The organism is Paenibacillus enshidis (genome assembly GCF_042136365.1).
Classification (GTDB): Bacteria; Bacillota; Bacilli; order Paenibacillales; family Paenibacillaceae; genus Paenibacillus; species Paenibacillus enshidis.
The window spans coordinates 18,308-36,473 of the sequence record NZ_JBHHMI010000038.1 but is presented as its reverse complement, the minus strand read 5'-3'; the positions used below and the strand labels follow the sequence as shown (position 1 = coordinate 36,473).

17 protein-coding genes and 1 pseudogene are annotated in these 18,166 nt (G+C 48.4%); 12 read left to right on the top strand and 6 right to left on the bottom strand.

The features are described 5' to 3' along the window. Nucleotides 1–202 precede the first annotated feature (202 nt). The 3 genes from ACE41H_RS23600 to murB form a co-directional block, all read right to left on the bottom strand. Nucleotides 203–697, bottom strand: coding sequence for a DUF4937 domain-containing protein (locus ACE41H_RS23600; RefSeq protein ID WP_375358015.1), 495 nt, complete (start codon nt 695–697; stop codon nt 203–205). 204 nt (nt 698–901) lie between these two features. Continuing rightward, a complete protein-coding gene (sleB, locus tag ACE41H_RS23595; protein WP_375358016.1) occupies nt 902–1,513 on the bottom strand; it encodes a spore cortex-lytic enzyme in 612 nt (203 codons plus the stop codon). A 131-nt stretch (nt 1,514–1,644) separates the two neighbouring features. Then, entirely contained in the window at nt 1,645–2,556 is a 912-nt protein-coding gene (gene murB / locus ACE41H_RS23590; RefSeq protein ID WP_375358014.1) for a UDP-N-acetylmuramate dehydrogenase, read from the bottom strand. Between the two features lie 497 nt (nt 2,557–3,053). Here murB and ACE41H_RS23585 point away from each other — a divergent pair, with 497 nt between their 5' ends. From ACE41H_RS23585 to ACE41H_RS23570, 4 genes are all read left to right on the top strand, one after another. Continuing rightward, nucleotides 3,054–3,692 (top strand): DUF1796 family putative cysteine peptidase, encoded by a 639-nt coding sequence (locus tag ACE41H_RS23585; RefSeq protein WP_375358013.1) that lies wholly within the window; start codon nt 3,054–3,056, stop codon nt 3,690–3,692. Between the two features lie 94 nt (nt 3,693–3,786). Next, a complete protein-coding gene (locus ACE41H_RS23580; RefSeq protein WP_375358011.1) occupies nt 3,787–4,791 on the top strand; it encodes a polysaccharide biosynthesis protein in 1,005 nt (334 codons plus the stop codon). After that, nucleotides 4,788–6,047, top strand: a complete 1,260-nt coding sequence (locus ACE41H_RS23575) for a glycosyltransferase family 4 protein (protein WP_375358010.1) — start codon at nt 4,788–4,790, stop codon at nt 6,045–6,047. Before ACE41H_RS23580 ends, ACE41H_RS23575 begins: the two co-directional genes overlap by 4 nt. Then, nucleotides 6,016–6,672 (top strand): hypothetical protein, encoded by a 657-nt coding sequence (locus ACE41H_RS23570; protein WP_375358009.1) that lies wholly within the window; start codon nt 6,016–6,018, stop codon nt 6,670–6,672. Before ACE41H_RS23575 ends, ACE41H_RS23570 begins: the two co-directional genes overlap by 32 nt. A 65-nt stretch (nt 6,673–6,737) precedes the next feature. Here the strand turns inward: ACE41H_RS23570 and ACE41H_RS23565 are convergent, their stop codons facing one another. Beyond that, a complete protein-coding gene (locus tag ACE41H_RS23565) occupies nt 6,738–6,944 on the bottom strand; it encodes a DUF1657 domain-containing protein (RefSeq protein ID WP_375358008.1) in 207 nt (68 codons plus the stop codon). Nucleotides 6,945–7,151: 207 nt separating this feature from the next. On the opposite strand from ACE41H_RS23565, the gene ACE41H_RS23560 reads away from it, so the two are divergent. The 6 genes from ACE41H_RS23560 (at nt 7,152) to ACE41H_RS23535 (ending at nt 12,590) form a co-directional block, all read left to right on the top strand. Then, nucleotides 7,152–8,012: a DUF421 domain-containing protein gene (locus ACE41H_RS23560; protein WP_375358007.1), complete on the top strand. Its 861-nt coding sequence runs from the start codon at nt 7,152–7,154 to the stop codon at nt 8,010–8,012. 44 nt (nt 8,013–8,056) lie between these two features. After that, nucleotides 8,057–8,536, top strand: a complete 480-nt coding sequence (gene spoVAC, locus ACE41H_RS23555; RefSeq protein ID WP_375358006.1) for a stage V sporulation protein AC — start codon at nt 8,057–8,059, stop codon at nt 8,534–8,536. A 1-nt stretch (nt 8,537) separates the two neighbouring features. Then, the gene (gene spoVAD / locus ACE41H_RS23550) at nt 8,538–9,557 is read left to right on the top strand and encodes a stage V sporulation protein AD (protein WP_375358005.1); all 1,020 of its coding nucleotides are present in this window, start codon (nt 8,538–8,540) and stop codon (nt 9,555–9,557) included. Continuing rightward, on the top strand, nt 9,554–9,904 hold the full coding sequence (spoVAE, locus tag ACE41H_RS23545) for a stage V sporulation protein AE (RefSeq protein WP_375358004.1): 351 nt from the start codon (nt 9,554–9,556) through the stop codon (nt 9,902–9,904). The genes spoVAD and spoVAE overlap by 4 nt, the downstream gene beginning before the upstream one ends. 181 nt (nt 9,905–10,085) lie before the next feature. After that, nucleotides 10,086–10,991: an AraC family transcriptional regulator gene (locus ACE41H_RS23540; protein WP_375358003.1), complete on the top strand. Its 906-nt coding sequence runs from the start codon at nt 10,086–10,088 to the stop codon at nt 10,989–10,991. A 96-nt stretch (nt 10,992–11,087) separates the two neighbouring features. Further along, complete coding sequence (locus tag ACE41H_RS23535) at nt 11,088–12,590, top strand: alpha-glucosidase/alpha-galactosidase (protein ID WP_375358002.1); 1,503 nt, start codon at nt 11,088–11,090, stop codon at nt 12,588–12,590. Between the two features lie 125 nt (nt 12,591–12,715). On the opposite strand, the gene ACE41H_RS23530 is transcribed toward ACE41H_RS23535, so the two are convergent. Further along, the gene (locus tag ACE41H_RS23530) at nt 12,716–14,254 is read right to left on the bottom strand and encodes an NTTRR-F1 domain (RefSeq protein WP_375358001.1); all 1,539 of its coding nucleotides are present in this window, start codon (nt 14,252–14,254) and stop codon (nt 12,716–12,718) included. Nucleotides 14,255–14,842: 588 nt separating this feature from the next. Here ACE41H_RS23530 and ACE41H_RS23525 point away from each other — a divergent pair. Then, nucleotides 14,843–15,616: an IS5 family transposase gene (locus tag ACE41H_RS23525; protein WP_375358000.1), complete on the top strand. Its 774-nt coding sequence runs from the start codon at nt 14,843–14,845 to the stop codon at nt 15,614–15,616. A 244-nt stretch (nt 15,617–15,860) separates the two neighbouring features. On the opposite strand, the gene ACE41H_RS23520 is transcribed toward ACE41H_RS23525, so the two are convergent. Next, nucleotides 15,861–16,670: a hypothetical protein gene (locus ACE41H_RS23520; protein WP_375357999.1), complete on the bottom strand. Its 810-nt coding sequence runs from the start codon at nt 16,668–16,670 to the stop codon at nt 15,861–15,863. Nucleotides 16,671–16,948: 278 nt separating this feature from the next. On the opposite strand from ACE41H_RS23520, the pseudogene ACE41H_RS23515 reads away from it, so the two are divergent. Beyond that, nucleotides 16,949–18,083 (top strand): annotated as a pseudogene (locus tag ACE41H_RS23515) (IS701 family transposase). Nucleotides 18,084–18,166 lie beyond the last annotated feature (83 nt).

The following is an 18,166-nucleotide window of genomic DNA, read 5'->3' as shown; positions in this document are numbered from 1 at the left end:
CAACGGGATAATCGTGCAAGGCTCCTGAAAAGCGAGTATCACATGTCTTGCCACGATCGGCTGGCGGCTTGACTGTCAAGCACTAGAAGGGGATTCGAATTCCTCGAACCCAGTAGCTACAAAGGTTTAAGTGGATTTGGGCTCTGCGAAAGTTGAGTTAAAATGAATACAAAAAATGAACCACAAATTTGCGGGCCATTCCCTATACTGCTTTGTTTTTCGCCGTCCATGATGGTTCCAGCTCTATATCCAGGTGGACCCCCTTCATCTGACCCGCCTTCAACATAATTTTGCTTTCAAATTGAACACAGTCCTGGACCAACAGCTGAAGCTTAACAAAAGAAGCCAAGTCGGAGTTTTCCGATATATAACGTAGCCGATCCGATTTACTTATTATTGAAGAGAGCGCATCATCGGACATATGACCAGAAACAATGTTTATCCCTTCAAATGTGCCGCTCTGTCCGGTTCGTTCATAAATGTCATCATGATACCCATTCATAAACTGCTGATAGCTCAATTCATCCGTCCAGAAACCAAAAATATGAGCAATGCTCATCTCTTTACGATGCTCCCACCCGCCGAGCTGTCCAGCACAACCCTGAACATTGGATAAAGAACTCCATTTCTCTTGTGCAGATGAAAAATGATGCAGTTTACTCTTTAGTACCGAGCACTCTATCCATTTAACAAACATGCTGCACCTCAATCACAAGAAATTTTTTACCGAAGTTTTTTAGCACATTCCTACAACTTCGCTATCGTTCGCAGCTTTCCTTCCTATGGCTGCCTGTCGCTTTAACCGACCTGCGGATAAGCTCCCGCGAAACGGAATAATCCAAAGAAAAATCAGGGTCCCCCCGGCCGTAAAGGCTTGAGGGCACCCTGCTTTGTTGTGAACCTAATCGGCGAATACATGCTTGCCGATTTTCAAGTTTTGCGGACGCGTCCAGATCCATTCGCTTGTGGCTGTATTCGGATTAAAATAATACAGGGAGCCGCCGCTTGGGTCCCAGCCGCGCACCACGTCCAATGCGGCCAAATAAGCGGTACGGTTCGGAACGAGCCAGTATTGTCCGTCAGCCACCGCCGTAAAGGCGCCGGACTGAAATACAACCCCCTCTATGGTGTCAGGGAACAAGGGGGACTGGATACGGTTCATGACCACCGCGCCGACGGCAACCTGTCCTTGATACGGTTCACCGCGCGCTTCACTGTATATAATTTTAGCCATAATGTCCATTTCATTCATATTCAGACTGTTTCTTTTCAGTTGCCTCCAGGTCTCTTCGCCTGCAATACCGTCGGGGATGATGCCATAGTCCCGCTGGAATTTGCGGACAGCATTCTGCGTGTGGCTGCCGTAGCGGCCGTCCAAATTCTGCGTAAAGTAACCGAGCGTCTTCAAGCGGTACTGAAGATCCCAGACATCCCCGTTCGTACTGCCGGTTTTCAGCACCGGAGCAGCTTCCGCTACATCAGGGATCAAGGAAAAGCCAAGCGAGCACGCCATGATCAAAAACAACAATGATTTTTTAAAGAAAAGCATAACTCCCTCCTTTCGTCGCATTATAAATTCCATAGGAGGTAAGTACAACCGTTATTAACTGGAAATGAAAATTAATAATTTTTCGTTCCAATACATTATTCTCCCAGAACGATGACTTCTGTTTCCAATCTGACATTAAACTTTTCTTGAACCGTTCGCTGGATCAGTTCAATTAAAGAAAGATAATCCGTAGAGGTTGCGTTATCAATATTCACGATAAAACCCGCATGCTTGCGGGATACCTCAGCTCCTCCGACGCGCACCCCCTGAAGCTGACAGTCCTGAATCAGCCTTCCGGCAAAATAGCCTGGCGGCCGCTTGAACACACTTCCACAAGACGGGTACTCCAAAGGCTGCTTGGAGGTTCTGGCCAGGGTCAATTCATCCATTTTACTTTTAATTTCCCGGACATCCCCTCGTCTAAGCCTGAACCTGGCTTCCAAAATAATATAATTTTCTTTCATAAAGATACTGCTCCGGTAACCAAGCAGCAGCTGCTCTTTTTCCAGTTCCAAAATCTTGCCGTTTGGGGTGAGAACGGTGACGCTCGCTATAACATCTGCAATCTGTCCTCCATATGCGCCGGCATTCATATATAAGGCGCCGCCGATGCTGCCGGGAATGCCGCAGGCAAACTCCAACCCCGTTAATTCATAGCGGAAAGCCGTGTTGGAAACTTCAATTAAGGATGCTCCGCTTTGTGCAGTGATGACTTCATCGCCTGCTAACTTGATTTCATTAAAATGAGCAAGGGATAGGGTTACCCCGCGAATCCCCCCGTCTCGTACGATAACATTGGATCCATAACCAAGAATCGTTAACGGAATATCATATGCACTTGTGATCTCGACAAGAGATCGGATTTCATCAACCGTATAGGGTCTGACAAAAACGTCGGCTGCTCCTCCTAATTTGGTATATGTGTGATTCTTTAATGGTTCGGAATATTGGACCATCCCGAAAGCTTTGTTCTCAAACAATGTTCTGTAGTTATGCAAGATTATCATTTACCCTTCATTTTTGATCTTTGGTCAAGCATATGTTTGCTTCCAGTTTACACATCTAATTTTAAATCATAAATATTTCACAATCAATGAAGCAGTTATTTCTCAAAAATTCGTGTCTGGACATTGAGAGCATTACAAACAACCGCCCTTTCTTAAAGCTCCATGATAGATAACTAGTACAAGTATGCTCGATTTCTCATAGGATACAAAAAAATAAAAGGAGAGTGAACACGAAAGCTACAGTACGAAGGAGCCGGGTTATACAGGTTCCTGGCTCTTAAACTCTATTGCCGGGTCGGTCAGGTTACCATGTTGGCAAAATAGCCTGATATCACCCCATAGACCTGAGAGATTGGGTGATATGCGGCACAGATGCCTGTGGAACGGAAGAGTGAGGACAACGCTGTGATGACAGCCGCAGACCAATCGATATGCCGGTTTGTTGGACACGTATGCCTGCTCAGGCGACCGGACACTGACTAAAGGGGATATCTAAAATGATGCTGAGAGAAATCAAAGGCAATTACGATGCTATTTTCAGCTTGGGTGATCTTTGTCTGACCTCCATTCAACTGAGACAACACAACCTTAGACCGTACGCGGGAGTTCTTGACTGGATGGGATCCCCCATATTATCCGATGTAAATCGTCTGTTGAAGTACCGCTTTTATGATTTTATGGATGGATCTCATTTGCGTGTTATCGGGTATGCCGGCGATGCCAACGACAACATTGCTGTGTCCGAAGATGCCTACCATGTTGTGTCCAGTCATGATTTTGACATTTTTAGAAATACTCTGAACGAATTGAACACTTATCACGAAGTGAAAGCGAAATTTGATCGCCGTATTCAACGTTTTCTTCATAAGTGCGCCACCAGCAAGCGAATTCTTTTTGTCCGGACGGAAGCAGAGTTGAATGATGCGGCAGAGCTTCAGAACGTGTTGTCTGAACTGGTAACCAACGATTTCCGGGTGCTTGTTGTCAATCATACCGGTTATAGGGGAATTGTTGATGAAGGGTGGCCTTTGGAAAAAGTGTGTGCAGTTCGATTCCCGTATAGAGATAAATGGTACGGAAACAACCACTTATGGGCACAGTTGCTCCACGGTATACATTATAGCGAGAATTTGTAATAGACATCCATATCCTATATTTGATTTTAGCATCAAAGCTTTAATCAGATGATGCAAAATAAGACAGTGTTATTATACGTTAGGGGGAAGAGGAATGTTCAATAATTCAGTCATCATGGTGACCGGGGGAACCGGCTCATGGGGGCGGGAACTCGTAACCCAACTGCTGCTCCATAATCCGAAAAAAATCATTATTTATTCACGAAATGAATCGAATCAGGTGAAAATGAACCTGAAATTTAACGACCCGAGATTGAGCTTTTGCATCGGTGATATCCGTGATCCTGAAGCATTGATTAGCGCATGCCAGGGTGTGGATTACGTGTTTCATATGGCTGCGCTTAAGCATGTCAATATATGTGAAGAGCAGCCGAACGAAGCTTTGAAAACCAACATCATTGGCACACAAAACGTGATTAATGCGGCAGCCGCAAACGGTGTGAAGAAAGTCATTAATATCTCTACCGACAAAGCGTCCGATCCCGCCAATTTTTACGGCATGACCAAAGCCATTGCTGAAAAGCTGATTATTTACGCAAACACCCTCTATACCGAGACCCGGTTTGTAAATGTCAGAGGAGGCAATATTCTCGGTTCCAGCGGCAGTGTACTGCATCTCTTTATTACTCAATTAAAGGAAAACGGTCAAATCGGAATTACGGACAGGGAAATGGTCCGTTTCTTTATGACTACTCAGTCGGCCACAGAGCTTGTATTAACGGCCGCGAAGGAAGGAAAAGGCGGGGAAACTTTCGTCCTGATGATGAATGCGTGCAAGATCACGGATTTGGCCGAAGTATTGATTGAAACATACGGCATCAAGGATGCGAAGATCGTGCATATCGGGACGAGACCGGGTGAAAAATTGACCGAAATCCTCCTCTCCGAATATGAAAGCCGTCATGCCGCTATCTATAACAACCGTTATTTTGTCGTACTGCCGGAATTTGAACTTCCGGAATTAAAAAATGCCTATGCCTCCTGTCCGTCTGAGCAAGTGAAGAAATATGTTTCAGCCGCAAATCTGATGTCCAAACAGGAAATTCGGCAGATGCTGGAGGATGGAGGCTTTATATCAGCAAGGGAGATGAATTCATGAAAATCTTGCTAGCGACGTACTGGCATGTTCCTCATCTGGGGGGCGTATGGTCCTATATGGAGCAGTTAAAAGAACGGCTCGAAGTTTTAGGCCATGAGGTGGATCTTCTCGGCTATGGTGATGAAGAAGGCACTTTTGTGCATATCGTAAACCAAAATAGAAAGCTTTACAGCGATAAAGTGCTTCCCCTGCTTCAGTCTATGCTCAATCATTCGGCTTATCCCGAAATTCACATTAATCACCTTATTCAATATACCGAGTTTCGCCGTTATGTGTATGAGTTGTCTGTCGCTTACCTGGGATTGAACTCATACGACATTATTCATACACAGGATGTGATATCGACGGCAAGCATCAACCGGATTAGACCACAGAAGGCCGCCCTGGTTGCCACCCTCCATGGATGCGTTGCCCAGGAAATCGGACTGCAGCTTGAAACCATTCATAAGTCTCCTACCTCTCATGTGGCCCGTGAATATTACGACCAGCTCGAGCATCTCGGAGCTACCTCGGCAGATCGTACGATTGTTGCGAACCAATGGTTGAAACGGACTTTGACAGAAGGATTCCATGTTCCCGCGGATAAGCTCCAGGTACTGCATTACGGCTTTGACACCCATGCATTTCTTAAGAAGCTGGAGCGCAGATCAGAGGTACAGCGTCCAAGTGATAAAAAAGTAATTATTTATTCCGGTCGTCTGGTGGAGCTGAAAGGGGTCCAGCATCTGATTGAGGCGCTCCACTGGTTAAAGAAAAGACGCAATGATTGGGTTTGCTGGATCGTAGGAGAAGGAGATAAAATGACCGAGCTTCGTTTCCAGGCCAAATATTTGAAGCTAACTACAGACATTGTGTTCATGGGCAAACAGGATGACATTCCCGGCCTGCTCAAGCAAGCGGATGTTTACGTCATTCCGAGCATTATAGAGAATCAGCCTTTGTCCCTCATCGAAGCACAACTCGCGGGCAAGGCTATCATTGCCAGTGATGTTGGGGGACTTCCCGAAATGGTGGAGCATAACGTAACAGGATTATTGGTACCTCCCAAAAACCCCCTAGAGCTGTACAAGATGCTGGAGAGGCTGTTGGGAGACGATCCTCTTCGCGAGCGGCTGGGTTCCCAGGCCAAACAATGGGCGATGACTCACTGGTCTTTAGATAAAATGACAGACATGGTAATGAACGTGTATTCCAGTGTAATTGCCGAAAGGAGCTCTCAGGCCTATGAACCTTCGCAGCCAATGGGCACAATTTAAAAAAAAATGCCTGCAGGTATTTGAGCACCTGCAATGGTGGAAAAAAGACGAGCAGGCAGAGGTTCCTGTAGAGGAAGCAGAAGTGCTTGTGGAGCAGGCGGAAACATCTCTGCCGCCGATTCAGACCTACGAACCTGTGCAGCAGCCGGGGGTGTTTGTCCCGCCAATTCAGACCTACGAGCCTGTGCAGCAGCCGGGGGTGCTTGTCCCGCCAATTCAGACCTACGAGCCTGTATACCAGCCGGAGGCGTTTGTCCCACCGTCTCAGACCTATGAAGCTGTGTACCAGCCGGAAGAGTTTGTCCCACCGCTGCAGATCTATGGACCTGTGAACCAGCCGGAGGCGTTTGTCCCGCCGGTACAGCTAATTCAGCCTGCCATGCACCCTGTCCCGCCTGCGGGTGTTCCGTTCATCGATTTCGGTGACTGGAGAGAGTTAGTAGATAAACTCCCCCAGCAATACATGATTCCGGATCCGGATATGAATGGCGTCATAAGACCGAAGATGGCAAATCATTACCGGGATTTGTTCTCTGCCCAATCCATAGATCCCAATTTAATGGTTGACCCTGAGGTATGGCAGCAGATCAAAGACGCTTTGCCTAAGGATTATAAAATTCGGTAAATACAATAAGAGGTGTCCCTCAAATCGTCGGGACACCTCTATCAGCTTGTAAGCTTGATCCTTTTTCAAAAACCTTTATATTGAGGCTCTTCATTCTCCAACTGCTGAACTCTTTGCTCCACTTGTTGAACGATCTGCTGCGTTTGCTGAGCCGCATTTGTGAACAGCGTTTTCGCCTCCTGATTTTGCGTTGACAGGGCAAACTGTTCCAGACTTGCCTGTGCGCTTTTTAACGAAGCTACACAAGTTTTTACGTCAGAAGCTACGGTCACCGGATTCACCTCCCTCATTCTTCAGGTTGTGCTTGCTAAGTATTTCCTTAGCAAGCAACGAAGTTAATGTAACCGTCCTCTTCAAAAATCATACCTGTCACATCCTTACCGATTCCTTGCAGAACGTCCTATGTTTAAATTATATGAGAATGGAAATCCTTAATTCTGTAAAATTCTTCCTGATGATATGAAGAAAGAAGGTGTACAATGCAGGATTGGTTAGTCGTAGCTATGCGTACCTTGCTGGCTATAGTCGTTCTTTTCATTATGACCAAGCTGCTCGGAAAAAGACAGGTGTCCCAGCTCTCCTTGTTCGAATACATAACCGGGATTACTGTCGGCAGCCTGGCCGCCTATATTCCGCTCGAAGTTGACGGCGCATGGTACTTGGGAGTCACCTCCCTTTGCGTATGGGTGCTTGTGTCTCTGGGCATCGAGTTTATGCAGATGAAGAGCAAGAAGTTTAGAGACGTTATGGACGGTGTAGCCAAGGTGGTCATTAAAGACGGTAAAATACTCGAGGATAATTTGAAAAAGGAACGGATGACAACCGACGAACTGCTGGAGCTGCTGCGCAGCAAAAATGTATTCAAAACCGCGGACGTTGAGTTCGCCGTTTTGGAACCAAGCGGACAATTGAATGTGCTGGTCACGAAAGAAAACTCGCCGCTTACCCCGAAAAACCTCGGCATCAAGGTAGCACCTGAACAGGAGCCGCAAACGGTGGTCATGGACGGGAAAATGTTGGACGAGCCTCTTGCAACGATCGGTTTGAACAGGAGCTGGCTTAGTACGGAGCTGGAAAAAAAGGGGGTTGCGCTGGAAAACGTGTTTCTCGGGCAGGTCGATTCTTACGGTCAGCTCTATATTGATTTGTTTGATGATCAGTTGATGGTCCCGCAGCCCCAGGAGAAAGCTCTGCTGCTTGCCACGCTCAAAAAATGCGAAGCAGATCTGGAAATGTTCTCTTTATCCACCAAAGACCAGAGCGGCAAGAAGCTGTACGAACAATGCTCGAAACAACTGGAAATCGTCATTAAAGACGTGAAACCGCTGCTCAGCCGCTAAATCTCAATCTATTGCAGTCTATCGCAGAAACGGAGGAACTTGCCTTGTCAAACAACAAAAAGAAAAATATGACTCCCACACAGCAGGAGTACCAGAAGCTTGCCCAGCAAAAGGAACCGCCGCGTCCGGTCCTCCTCAACTGCTTGCGGGCGTTTCTTGTCGGGGGTACCATTTGCATTATCGGCCAGGCCATCCAGGAAATGTTCATTCATTGGGGCGGCTTTGATAAAAAGAGCGCCGGTGATCCAACAGTCGCCACATTAATCATTATTTCGGTCATTCTAACCAGTCTCGGCGTATACGATAAAATTGCCCAATGGGCGGGAGCCGGTTCAGCAGTACCCGTGACCGGTTTTGCGAACTCCATGGCATCCGCAGCTATCGAACATCAAAGTGAAGGTTATGTGCTCGGTGTCGGAGGCAAAATGTTCAAGCTTGCCGGACCCGTCATTGTGTACGGAACGGTAGCTGCTTTTGTTGTCGGCATTCTGACCTTACTTTTCAAAGGCGGAGGGGGATCATAAGATGCTAAAAGGGCATCAAAGCTGGTTATTTGAAAACAGGCCGGTCATCCGGTCAACGGCGGCCGTTGTAGGCCCGTTCGAAGGCAGAGGACCGCTAGCTGAAGATTTTGATATTGTGCACGGCGACTCTACGCTGGGGCAGGACAGCTGGGAAAAAGCAGAACGGACGCTGATTGAAGAGGCGGCCAAGCTGGCGATTGAATCAGGCGGACTTACGAAGGAACAGGTCCAGTTTTATATCGGCGGCGATCTTATGGCCCAGTTGATCAGCAGTAGCTTTGCGGCACGCACATTGTCGATTCCATTTCTCGGCGTATTTGGTGCTTGCTCCACCTCGATGGAGAGTCTGGCGCTTGCTTCCATGCTCGTCAACTCCGGATCGGCCAAGTATGCGCTTGCCGGCACATGCAGCCACAATTCCAGCGCAGAAAAGCAGTTCCGCTATCCGACCGAATACGGTTCGCAGAAACCGCCGACAGCCCAATACACGGTAACCGGTGCGGGGGCTGCGCTGGTATCCTCCGAGGGTAAAGGACCTGTTGTAACCTCTGCCACCATCGGACGTGTCATTGATATGGGAATTACAGACCCGTTTAATATGGGGGCGGCCATGGCACCGGCCGCTGTCGATACGATTGAAGCCCATTTCCGTGATCTGGGCGTGGAGCCGGGCCATTACGATCTGATTGTAACGGGTGATTTGGCCAAGGTCGGCTACGAGATCGCCTCTGAGCTGCTTCGAAAGCATAATATCCCTATGGAGCAGACCAAATATTCGGACTGCGGCATGATGATTTACGACTATGAAAAGCAAATGGTACAATCCGGGGCCAGCGGCTGCGGCTGCTCAGCGGTCGTTACCTATGGTCATCTGTTGAAGCGAATGCGCAAAGGAGAACTGAAGCGTATTCTGGTGGTCGCAACGGGAGCTTTGCTCTCCCCGATCAGTTTCCAGCAGGGGGAATCCATCCCCTGCATTGCGCATGCCGTTTCCATTGAAGCAGGAGGTGCATCATCATGATCTTTGTATGGGCTTTTTTAGTAGGTGGAGCAATCTGCGTACTGGGACAAATCTGCTTTGATGTGTTTAAGCTGGACCCCGCGCACACCATGGCTCTCCTGGTCGTATTGGGAGCAATTGCGGACGGACTCGGGTTGTATGATCCGCTCATTGAGTTTGCCGGAGCGGGCGCTTCAGTTCCCATTACCAGCTTTGGCAACGCCCTCGTTCACGGTGCAATCACTGAGCTGCAGACAGTCGGCTGGATCGGTGTTGTCAGCGGCATCTTCAAGGTGACCAGCGCCGGCATCTCATCTGCGATTATTTTCTCGTTTCTCGCTGCATTAGTCGTCAGACCGAAAGGATAATCAAGAAACAAATCGGCGATAGGACCTGGCAAAGGCCGCATATAACACTGTCCTGTCGCATCCTTGTGCCCGCTTCGGCATCCGAATACGAGCGTGCCTCCTCAGCACTGTTATTTTATATGGAAATGTACGATAATCATATAAAAATTCCAAACCAGTTCTGTCTCCGAGGAGGAACTCTATGAAGCCGCAGGGGCTGTTCAGATTCAAGGCGGGATCGGGCGGGAGCCGTCCGGTCATTACCGCCTATTATTTTAAGGAATGGAACGAATACAAGATGGCGCTGCACACCCACCCGTCGACAGAGATTATGTATGCCATCGCCGGGAACTGCGCGGTGGAGCTGGTCTATGGCGGGGAGACGCACAGGGCGGTGCTCAAAAAAGGGGAATTCATCATTTTGGACGCGCATATCCCGCATCGGCTGCTGGTGGAGCAATCGTGCCGGATGCTGAACGTGGAATTCCGTTTTGAAGAGCTTGCAGGACCTTATCTCTCCGCTGCGGAGCTGGCGGCGGCGGACGTGCAAATAGCGTCCTTGCTGGACTGTCCGCAGCCCTATCTGCTGTTAAGAGAGCCGCATGAAGTATATCATGCGTTGAAGAGCCTCGTGCTGGAGCTTGACCGCAAGGAACACTCGGAGATGCTGGTGCAGGTGCAGCTCACCGGACTGCTGCTGCGGATTGCGAGGCTGTACCATGAACTCGAGAGTCAGAACGGCGATATGCAGAATCAATATGTAAGGCAGTGCCTGGACTTTCTGCATCAGAATTATGATCGACCCATTCAGATCAAACAGGTGGCCGAAGCGGTCAACCTGCATCCAGGTTATGTACAGCGGATCTTCAAGCAGAAGATCGGACAGTCGATGATGGCGTACCTGACCGGCTTCCGGATGGAGAAGGCAAAGATGCTACTGCGCGTGACCGATATTCCGGTCGCAGAGATCGCGGACTATGTGGGAGTGCACAGCCGCCCTTATCTGCACAAGCTGTTCAAAAGCGCAACCGGCATGACCCCGTCCGATTATCGGCAATCGGCGGAGGCGGTCCGCTTCGCCCATGAGCAGCGAGGTGACGATTGTTAACACTTTGCATGCAAACAAGTCATGAATTTGATAACGCTTCCCTCCCGGCCGCTGCTACAATAAGAGCGAACATCCAACCTATTGGAGGGAAGAAACATGTCTTTTAAAGTGACTTTTGTAGGTGCAGGCAGCATCGGGTTTACACGCGCCTTACTGCGGGACTTGCTGACGGTTCCGGAATTCCGTAATGTGAGTATCGCCTTCACGGACATCAATGAGCATAATTTGCGGATGGTGACAGAGCTGTGCCAGCGGGATATTGAGGAAAACGGCCTGAACATCCGCATTCAGTCGACAATGGACCGCAGAGAGGCGCTCCAGGATGCCAAATATGTGCTGTGCACGATCCGGGTCGGAGGACTGGAGGCTTTTGCCACCGATGTGGATATTCCGTTAAAGTACGGAATCGATCAATGTGTAGGGGATACACTGTGTGCAGGCGGGATCATGTACGGCCAGCGCGGGATTGCCGTCATGATGGACATCTGCAAGGACATCCGCGAGCTGGCTCATCCCGATGTACTGCTGCTCAATTACGCCAATCCGATGGCGATGCTGACCTGGGCATGCAACAAATACGGCGGGGTGCGGACGATCGGGCTCTGTCATGGCGTGCAGCACGGGCATGAACAGATCGCCAACGTCTATGGCCTCAAGAAGGAAGAAGTCGATATTATCTGCGCCGGCATCAACCACCAGACCTGGTACATTCAGATTCGCCATAAAAGCAAGGATTTGACCGCAGGGCTGCTGGAAGCGTTCGAGAACCACCCTGATTATGCGCGCACCGAGAAGGTGCGGATCGATATGCTGCGCCGCTTCGGCTATTACAGCACAGAATCGAACGGGCATTTAAGTGAATATGTGCCATGGTACCGCAAGCGTCCCGATGAGATCAAGGAATGGATCGATCTGGGCTCCTGGATTAACGGGGAAACAGGCGGTTATCTCCGAGTATGCACAGAGGGTCGGAACTGGTTCGAGACCGATTTCCCGAACTGGATGAAGGAACCGGCGCTGGAATATAAGTCGGGGCGCAGAGGACAGGAGCATGGGTCCTACATTATTGAAGGGTTGGAGATCGGGCGAGTCTACCGCGGACATTTCAACACAGTGAACCGTGGCATCATCTCCAATCTGCCGGATGATGCGATTATTGAAGCGCCGGGTTATGTAGACGGCAACGGCATCTCGATGCCGGTCGTCGGCGAGCTGCCGCTTGGGCCGGCAGCCGTCTGCAATGCCAGCATCTCTGTGCAGCGGCTGGCGGTGGAAGCAGCCATCCATGGCGACGACAACCTGCTGCGCCAGGCGTTCATGATGGACCCGCTGGTCGGAGCCGTCTGCAATCCGAAGGAAATCTGGCAGCTTGTCGATGAGATGCTGGTCGCCCAGGAGGCTTGGCTGCCCCAGTATACGGAGGCGATTGCCGCAGCCAAGGCGCGGCTGGCTGCAGGCGGGCTTATTCCAGTGCGCGCGTACGAAGGCGCAGCCCGCCTGAAGGTCAAGACGGTTGAGGAAATGAAGCTGGATCGCGAAGCGGCCAAGCGGAATGCCGGGGAAGCGGATAAAGGGAAGGAACGGGCAGTGCAGAAGTAGATTTAGCCACGCCCTTGTCTGGCCTTAGACAGAGAATAATAAAACAAACCGACAACTGTTTAATTTCAGTTATCGGTTTGTTTTCGAAGGAATAAAAACTCGGTCGCAATAGGACTATAAAAGTTCTATAACAAAGCTCCGGTAAATGTTATTGCCCCAATGGCGCTAGCTGAACCGCTAAGGGTCAGTGCTGTTAAAGAATACGTAACACTTCCAGTTCCCGGGGTTAAATCAACATGGTTGGCACTCGTAGTTTGAAAACTATTATTCACGAGCACTGATTGATTAGTACTAAAAATCACGATTGCCCCACGAAGAACTTGTAATTGGAAAACTGTATCACCTGCTGCAGATCGCCAGCCAACTATTCCAGTTAACCAAATCCTGCTTCCAGCGGGAACGTCGGTTATGGTTATAGTTTTTAATATGGTAGGGGCGGCCCCCACCGGAATTGCTGAGCTTCCTGTTGTATTTGGCGTATTCTCTGAAACCTGAAATTGTGAGAGTAGCCCAGTCGGTCCTGTTGCTCCTGTTGCTCCTGTTGATCCCGTGGCTCCGGTGGCTCCTGTTGCTCCCGTGGCTCCCGTTGCTCCTGTTGCTCCTGTTGCTCCTGTTGCTCTTGCTCCCGTGGCTCCGGTGGCTCCTGTTTCGCCTGTTGCCCCGGTAGCTCCTGTGCCACCTGTCGCTCCGGTGGCCCCTGTTTCGCCTGTCGCTCCGGTGCTTCCCGTTTCGCCTGTCGCTCCTGTAGCTCCTGTAGCTCCTGTAGCTCCGGTAGCCCCTGTTTCACCCGTTGCTCCCGTTTCACCCGTTGCTCCGGTGACCCCTGTTTCGCCTGTCGCTCCCGTTGCTCCTGTTTCGCCCGTTGCTCCGGTAGCTCCTGTTTCACCCATTGCTCCGGTGGTGCCTGTTTCTCCTGTCGCTCCCGTTGCTCCTGTTTCGCCTGTCGCTCCCGTGGCTCCGGTCGCACCAGTGGCTCCCGTTTCGCCTGTCGCTCCGATGGCTCCTGTTTCACCTGTCGCTCCCGTGGCTCCGGTCGCTCCGGTAGTCCCTGTTTCGCCTGTTGCTCCTGTTGCTCCTATCGCACCAGTCTCTCCGGCGGTTCCCGTTTCACCTGTTACTCCCGTGGCTCCAGTGGCTCCGGTTGGCCCGGCCGCGCCCGTAGGTCCAGTTGGCCCGGTTGAACCTGTTCCGCCCAGTACAGTTAATAGAGCAACATCATCTACTAAAATATCCGCAGTTCCTTCCTGCGGGAGATTATTAATCAAAATAAATGCTTGCGTGGTACCTATCGGGGCCACGCTCGTCGTTTGATAAATTTCAAGCCATGTGCGAGTATCTACAGTAGGGATCCGATCCACCAAGGCATTATCAAATGACCCCATACCTAGCAGATTAAATAAATTATCAAAATAAAACACCTGTATAGTTATAGCTGCCGCTGGGGCAGCTCCTATTTTTGAAAAAGAACCAAGAAACTCAAAACTCTCTCCTGGATTTGCTGGAACAAATTGTGCCAGATAAGAGGTAACTGGACCACCTTGCAATCTGGCCGAAAACGTTCCCGAATGTGAGAATTGGCTTGTAACAACTGCATTCATCGTTATCCAAGGAAACAGCGTTCCTGATTCAAATCCCCCGTTAACTATTCTGTTCTGAATAGGCATTGTAGTAGCCTCACCTCAGTTACATTCAATTAACCTCGAATTTGAAGTCTCTTTATATTATTTCTCTGCATTAAAACGGCTTGGACCTTTTTTTCCTAAAATTAAAAGAGACTGAATCATCAGTTATAGCTAACTGTTCAGTCTCCTTGCCTATATCGCTTTCTGGATAACCAATTCAAATTAATGGTCGAGAAAGTATTAAGAGATGCTACCAACGATAAGATGCCGATCAAATCAAGACAGATGCTTCAGGAGTGCGTCGTGTTGCGCATCCATATGTAAGCGATTTCATTTCCGTCATCTTCAGAAAAGCGGTGGAGATCTATCACTGGAATGGAACTCAATATATATGGGCACCAATGGCCACATCTGAGAAAAAGAATACATCAGCTCAACTAAATACTGTATATTATAAAGGAAGTGTCCGCTATACACCGTCAAATTTGGACTTGGGACAAATAGCTGGGCAAGCCGGTACTTATTTTTATGATGAAGCTAGATTAGGGCGTGTCTGAAAACTAGCCATTGCTTCAAAAGCGAAGCTGTAGCATAATTTTACCAAGATGAAATCATGAAGGAACGTGTGAAATGATGCTAAGACGCCATGAAATCAAGGATCAAGACTGGGAGCGTATCAAAGATGTATTACCGCCCGAAAACACAGGTGAAGGCAGACCTTCTAAACCTAATCGAATCATGCTGAATGGAATGTTGTGGAAAGTGAAAACAGGTGCACCTTGGCGCGATTTACCTTCATGTTTTGGTCCTTGGAAAACGGTATATTCCCGCTTTCGTTTGTGGAGCAAAAAGGATGCTTTTCAAAAGGTGTTTGAGTCGCTGTCCAGCGATGCTGACTTAGGAAATTTCGATGGACAGCACTTCCTGCAAAGTTCACCAGCATGCGGCAGGGGCAAAAAAAGGGCTGAACATGCCGAAACCGGTCAAGAAATCGGACTTTCTCGGGGCGGACGCAACACCAAAATCCACGCCATAGTGGATGCTCTGGGTAATCCGATTCACTTGGTTTTAACGGCGGGAAATCGAAATGACTGTTCGGTGGCCGTTGATGTTCTTTCGGGTGTAACGCTGTCTGGAAGCGTTGTTTTAGCCGATAAAGCCTACGGAACCCAAGCGATTCGAGATCACATGACATCCCAGGAAGCGACGTTTTGCATTCCTCCAAAGTCCAATGCTGCAGATCCATGGGAATGTGATTTCCATCGATATAAGGAACGTCACGTCGTGGGATTTTTTTCCAATAAACTCAAACCATTCCGTGGGATCGCCACTCGATATGATAAACTTGCTCGTAGCTTTTTGAGCTTTGCCTATTTAGCTTCTGCTATGATTTTGCTGAAATAGCTCCATTGAGGTTAGTTTTCAGACACGCTCTAATGCGTAAATTTACGTGCTGTATCTTCGTAGTTCAGCTCTTTTAATATTCGGATGACATCTTCTTCTTTCAAAAGAATCATGGGGCCAACTTAACTTGAAAGTTACAGCAGTTGCATTTCAAACAATCACGCCAAATGAAAAGAGAGGCCCTCCTGGACCTCTCTTTTCATTTCAGCATATTTTGATAATTTATAAATAAGCATGAATTAATTTACAATGGGCTCTTCCCTTTAATTGTTAAGGACCAACCATATGAAATAATTTTACCAGTTGATTGATTCAAAAATTTAGCATTTACCCTAAGTCCAACCTCCGTTGCCAATCCTTGGTCAAGAACCTCTATCCAACTAGAAGGAACTTCTGCAAGATAGGTTTTACCGAAGGAAAGATCACCAGCAAGTGGTGAAACATTTTTTCTCTGAACCTGGCCATGATCATTAATACCAGGCCCTATTTGAAGCAATTCTGCTGTATGAGTTAAATACGGAGTAATGTTACTGTTAGGCGAGCTACCTTTGTCATAGCGCCAATAAGCTTTATCTAAACCTAAATAAGCCAAAGAGTTTTTTGTGGTTTGATGATAATACAAAGTGATAGTCAATTTAAGGGACTTGTCGGAATTTTGGTTAGACCCTGAGTATAAAAAGGGATCAGCTGCAACAACCATTTCGGTGATGTATTGAGGTACAACATCACCCGTTTCAATATTCTGCAACTCTCGATAAAGATGCGTTTCATTTTTCAGAATTTCAGTATCATCCAAAGCAGGAATAGATTCGGAGGAATTTTGAAGAGTTTTAGTTTCGGCTAGCAGGCTCTCTCCCTCTACTTGCATGTCTACTTTCGTACTTTCGTCCATAGGATCATATTCTTTGACAACCCGGTATCCTTCCGGAACCGTTGAATCAAGGGCTATTGATGGTTCAGGACTAGATGATGCCGAAACCGAGGCTACCGAACCGAAAGACAACAGAGCAGTTAATAAGATGCCAACTACCTTTCCTTTAACTTTAACTTTCATTTACTTCACTCCTTGTAGTGTAATAATTACCATATATGATAATAAACTATTTTCAGCTCATTGTCATTACCATTTTCGATTTAATTTCCCTTTTCAGGAATAATATACTATGGAATTAGGTGAAATGTCCTTGTTTTTTAGTAATTACTATATTGCTAGCTATAAAATGAGCAAGTTCGCTCCCAATAAATTGTAAAAACAAAAAGAATAGAAGCAAAGCGCGCTCCTTGTGGTAAAAAGTAGTCACCACAACCCCATTTACCAAAGGAGAATTCGCTATGTCTCATACCGCCATCGTACCCGATCACGCGTTGTATTTCTCAAAGCCGGTAGTTGGACATATCGAGACGTACATGGTGGCTGCGACAGCGAAAGGATTTCGCGGAAAGGTAGTGGATCTGGCGGAATACAGCGATTGCCACCGGACGACGCTCGGCCATTTTTAGGTCGAAGACAAATGGGACGAATGCGTGCTGCAGATGAAAGTGAAGACCAAATCCCTTCGCCAAGTGGTGCAAGCGTCCGAACGAACGTCGGAGCCACTTTTCGTCATTCATGATGATACGGTCGCTTAGAAGACCAAGCCTTCGTCACAGGCCCAGGCTCCGATTGATTTCACCAGTTTTCATCATTCGCATCTACTCGGCAAGGTCGTGTGGGACCACCAGATGCAAGCTACTGCCGTGGGATGCGCGGACTTATCGCTCATCCATTCGATCTCTACGACAAAACCAAGACCCTCCCGACGGCACGATCTATACGAAAATCGATCGCGTCTGCGACATGGCGGCCATCCTGCCGCTTCCGCCCCATGGCGGGTACGTGCTGGTCGATTCCTGGTTTACCTGTCCTCGTGTCATCGACAGCTATACAACTGCGGGCTATCATTTGATTGGAGCCTTGAAGACCAATCGAATCATTTACCCGCAGGGCATCCGTATCTCCGTTCAAGACTTCGCCACATACATCAGCAAGGAAGACGTTCGTCCCGTGACCATGAATGGCTCTTTCTACTGGACGTACCGGTACGAAGGGGCCTTGAACGAGATCGACAACGCTGTTGTTCTGCTGTGCTGTCCGGAGCAAGCGTTCGCCCCCCCTTCCTGTGCACCGACGTTTCGTTGGAGACGGAAACCATTTCAGCTTACTATGCTAAACGATGTCCGATTGAGATCTTTTTCCTCCAGTCCAAGATATCAGGTTCGTTCGCCCACAGCCTTTATTCACCTATGGGCCTTGCTCGCCTTTACCCATTTGTACTGCACGACCAGCTTAGGGAGACCGCACGCATTCGGTGACGGCTTGCGTCCTCTGCGCAAGCAAGTCCAACAGGACCGATTTCGAGCCGTTTATGAATGTCGCCGTAGCCGTGTTCCTTCCCATATCATTTGCGAACAGTTTAAATTTCCCTGACCATGAACTGTAATTTTCTGTATCATAGTTTAAATATAAGATTACCAGCTGGAATGATTCAAACGAAACCGTAATCTTGGAAT

Bases quoted from the DNA above. Each gene is read 5' to 3' on its own strand.
- ACE41H_RS23600 (WP_375358015.1), bottom strand. From the start codon at position 697: ATGTTTGTTAAATGGATAGAGTGCTCGGTACTAAAGAGTAAACTGCAT.
- sleB (WP_375358016.1), bottom strand. From the start codon at position 1,513: ATGGCGTGCTCGCTTGGCTTTTCCTTGATCCCTGATGTAGCGGAAGCT.
- murB (WP_375358014.1), bottom strand. From the start codon at position 2,556: ATGATAATCTTGCATAACTACAGAACATTGTTTGAGAACAAAGCTTTC.
- ACE41H_RS23585 (WP_375358013.1), top strand. From the start codon at position 3,054: ATGATGCTGAGAGAAATCAAAGGCAATTACGATGCTATTTTCAGCTTG.
- ACE41H_RS23580 (WP_375358011.1), top strand. From the start codon at position 3,787: ATGTTCAATAATTCAGTCATCATGGTGACCGGGGGAACCGGCTCATGG.
- ACE41H_RS23575 (WP_375358010.1), top strand. From the start codon at position 4,788: ATGAAAATCTTGCTAGCGACGTACTGGCATGTTCCTCATCTGGGGGGC.
- ACE41H_RS23570 (WP_375358009.1), top strand. From the start codon at position 6,016: ATGAACCTTCGCAGCCAATGGGCACAATTTAAAAAAAAATGCCTGCAG.
- ACE41H_RS23560 (WP_375358007.1), top strand. From the start codon at position 7,152: ATGCAGGATTGGTTAGTCGTAGCTATGCGTACCTTGCTGGCTATAGTC.
- spoVAD (WP_375358005.1), top strand. From the start codon at position 8,538: ATGCTAAAAGGGCATCAAAGCTGGTTATTTGAAAACAGGCCGGTCATC.
- spoVAE (WP_375358004.1), top strand. From the start codon at position 9,554: ATGATCTTTGTATGGGCTTTTTTAGTAGGTGGAGCAATCTGCGTACTG.
- ACE41H_RS23540 (WP_375358003.1), top strand. From the start codon at position 10,086: ATGAAGCCGCAGGGGCTGTTCAGATTCAAGGCGGGATCGGGCGGGAGC.
- ACE41H_RS23535 (WP_375358002.1), top strand. From the start codon at position 11,088: ATGTCTTTTAAAGTGACTTTTGTAGGTGCAGGCAGCATCGGGTTTACA.
- ACE41H_RS23530 (WP_375358001.1), bottom strand. From the start codon at position 14,254: ATGCCTATTCAGAACAGAATAGTTAACGGGGGATTTGAATCAGGAACG.
- ACE41H_RS23525 (WP_375358000.1), top strand. From the start codon at position 14,843: ATGATGCTAAGACGCCATGAAATCAAGGATCAAGACTGGGAGCGTATC.
- ACE41H_RS23520 (WP_375357999.1), bottom strand. From the start codon at position 16,670: ATGAAAGTTAAAGTTAAAGGAAAGGTAGTTGGCATCTTATTAACTGCT.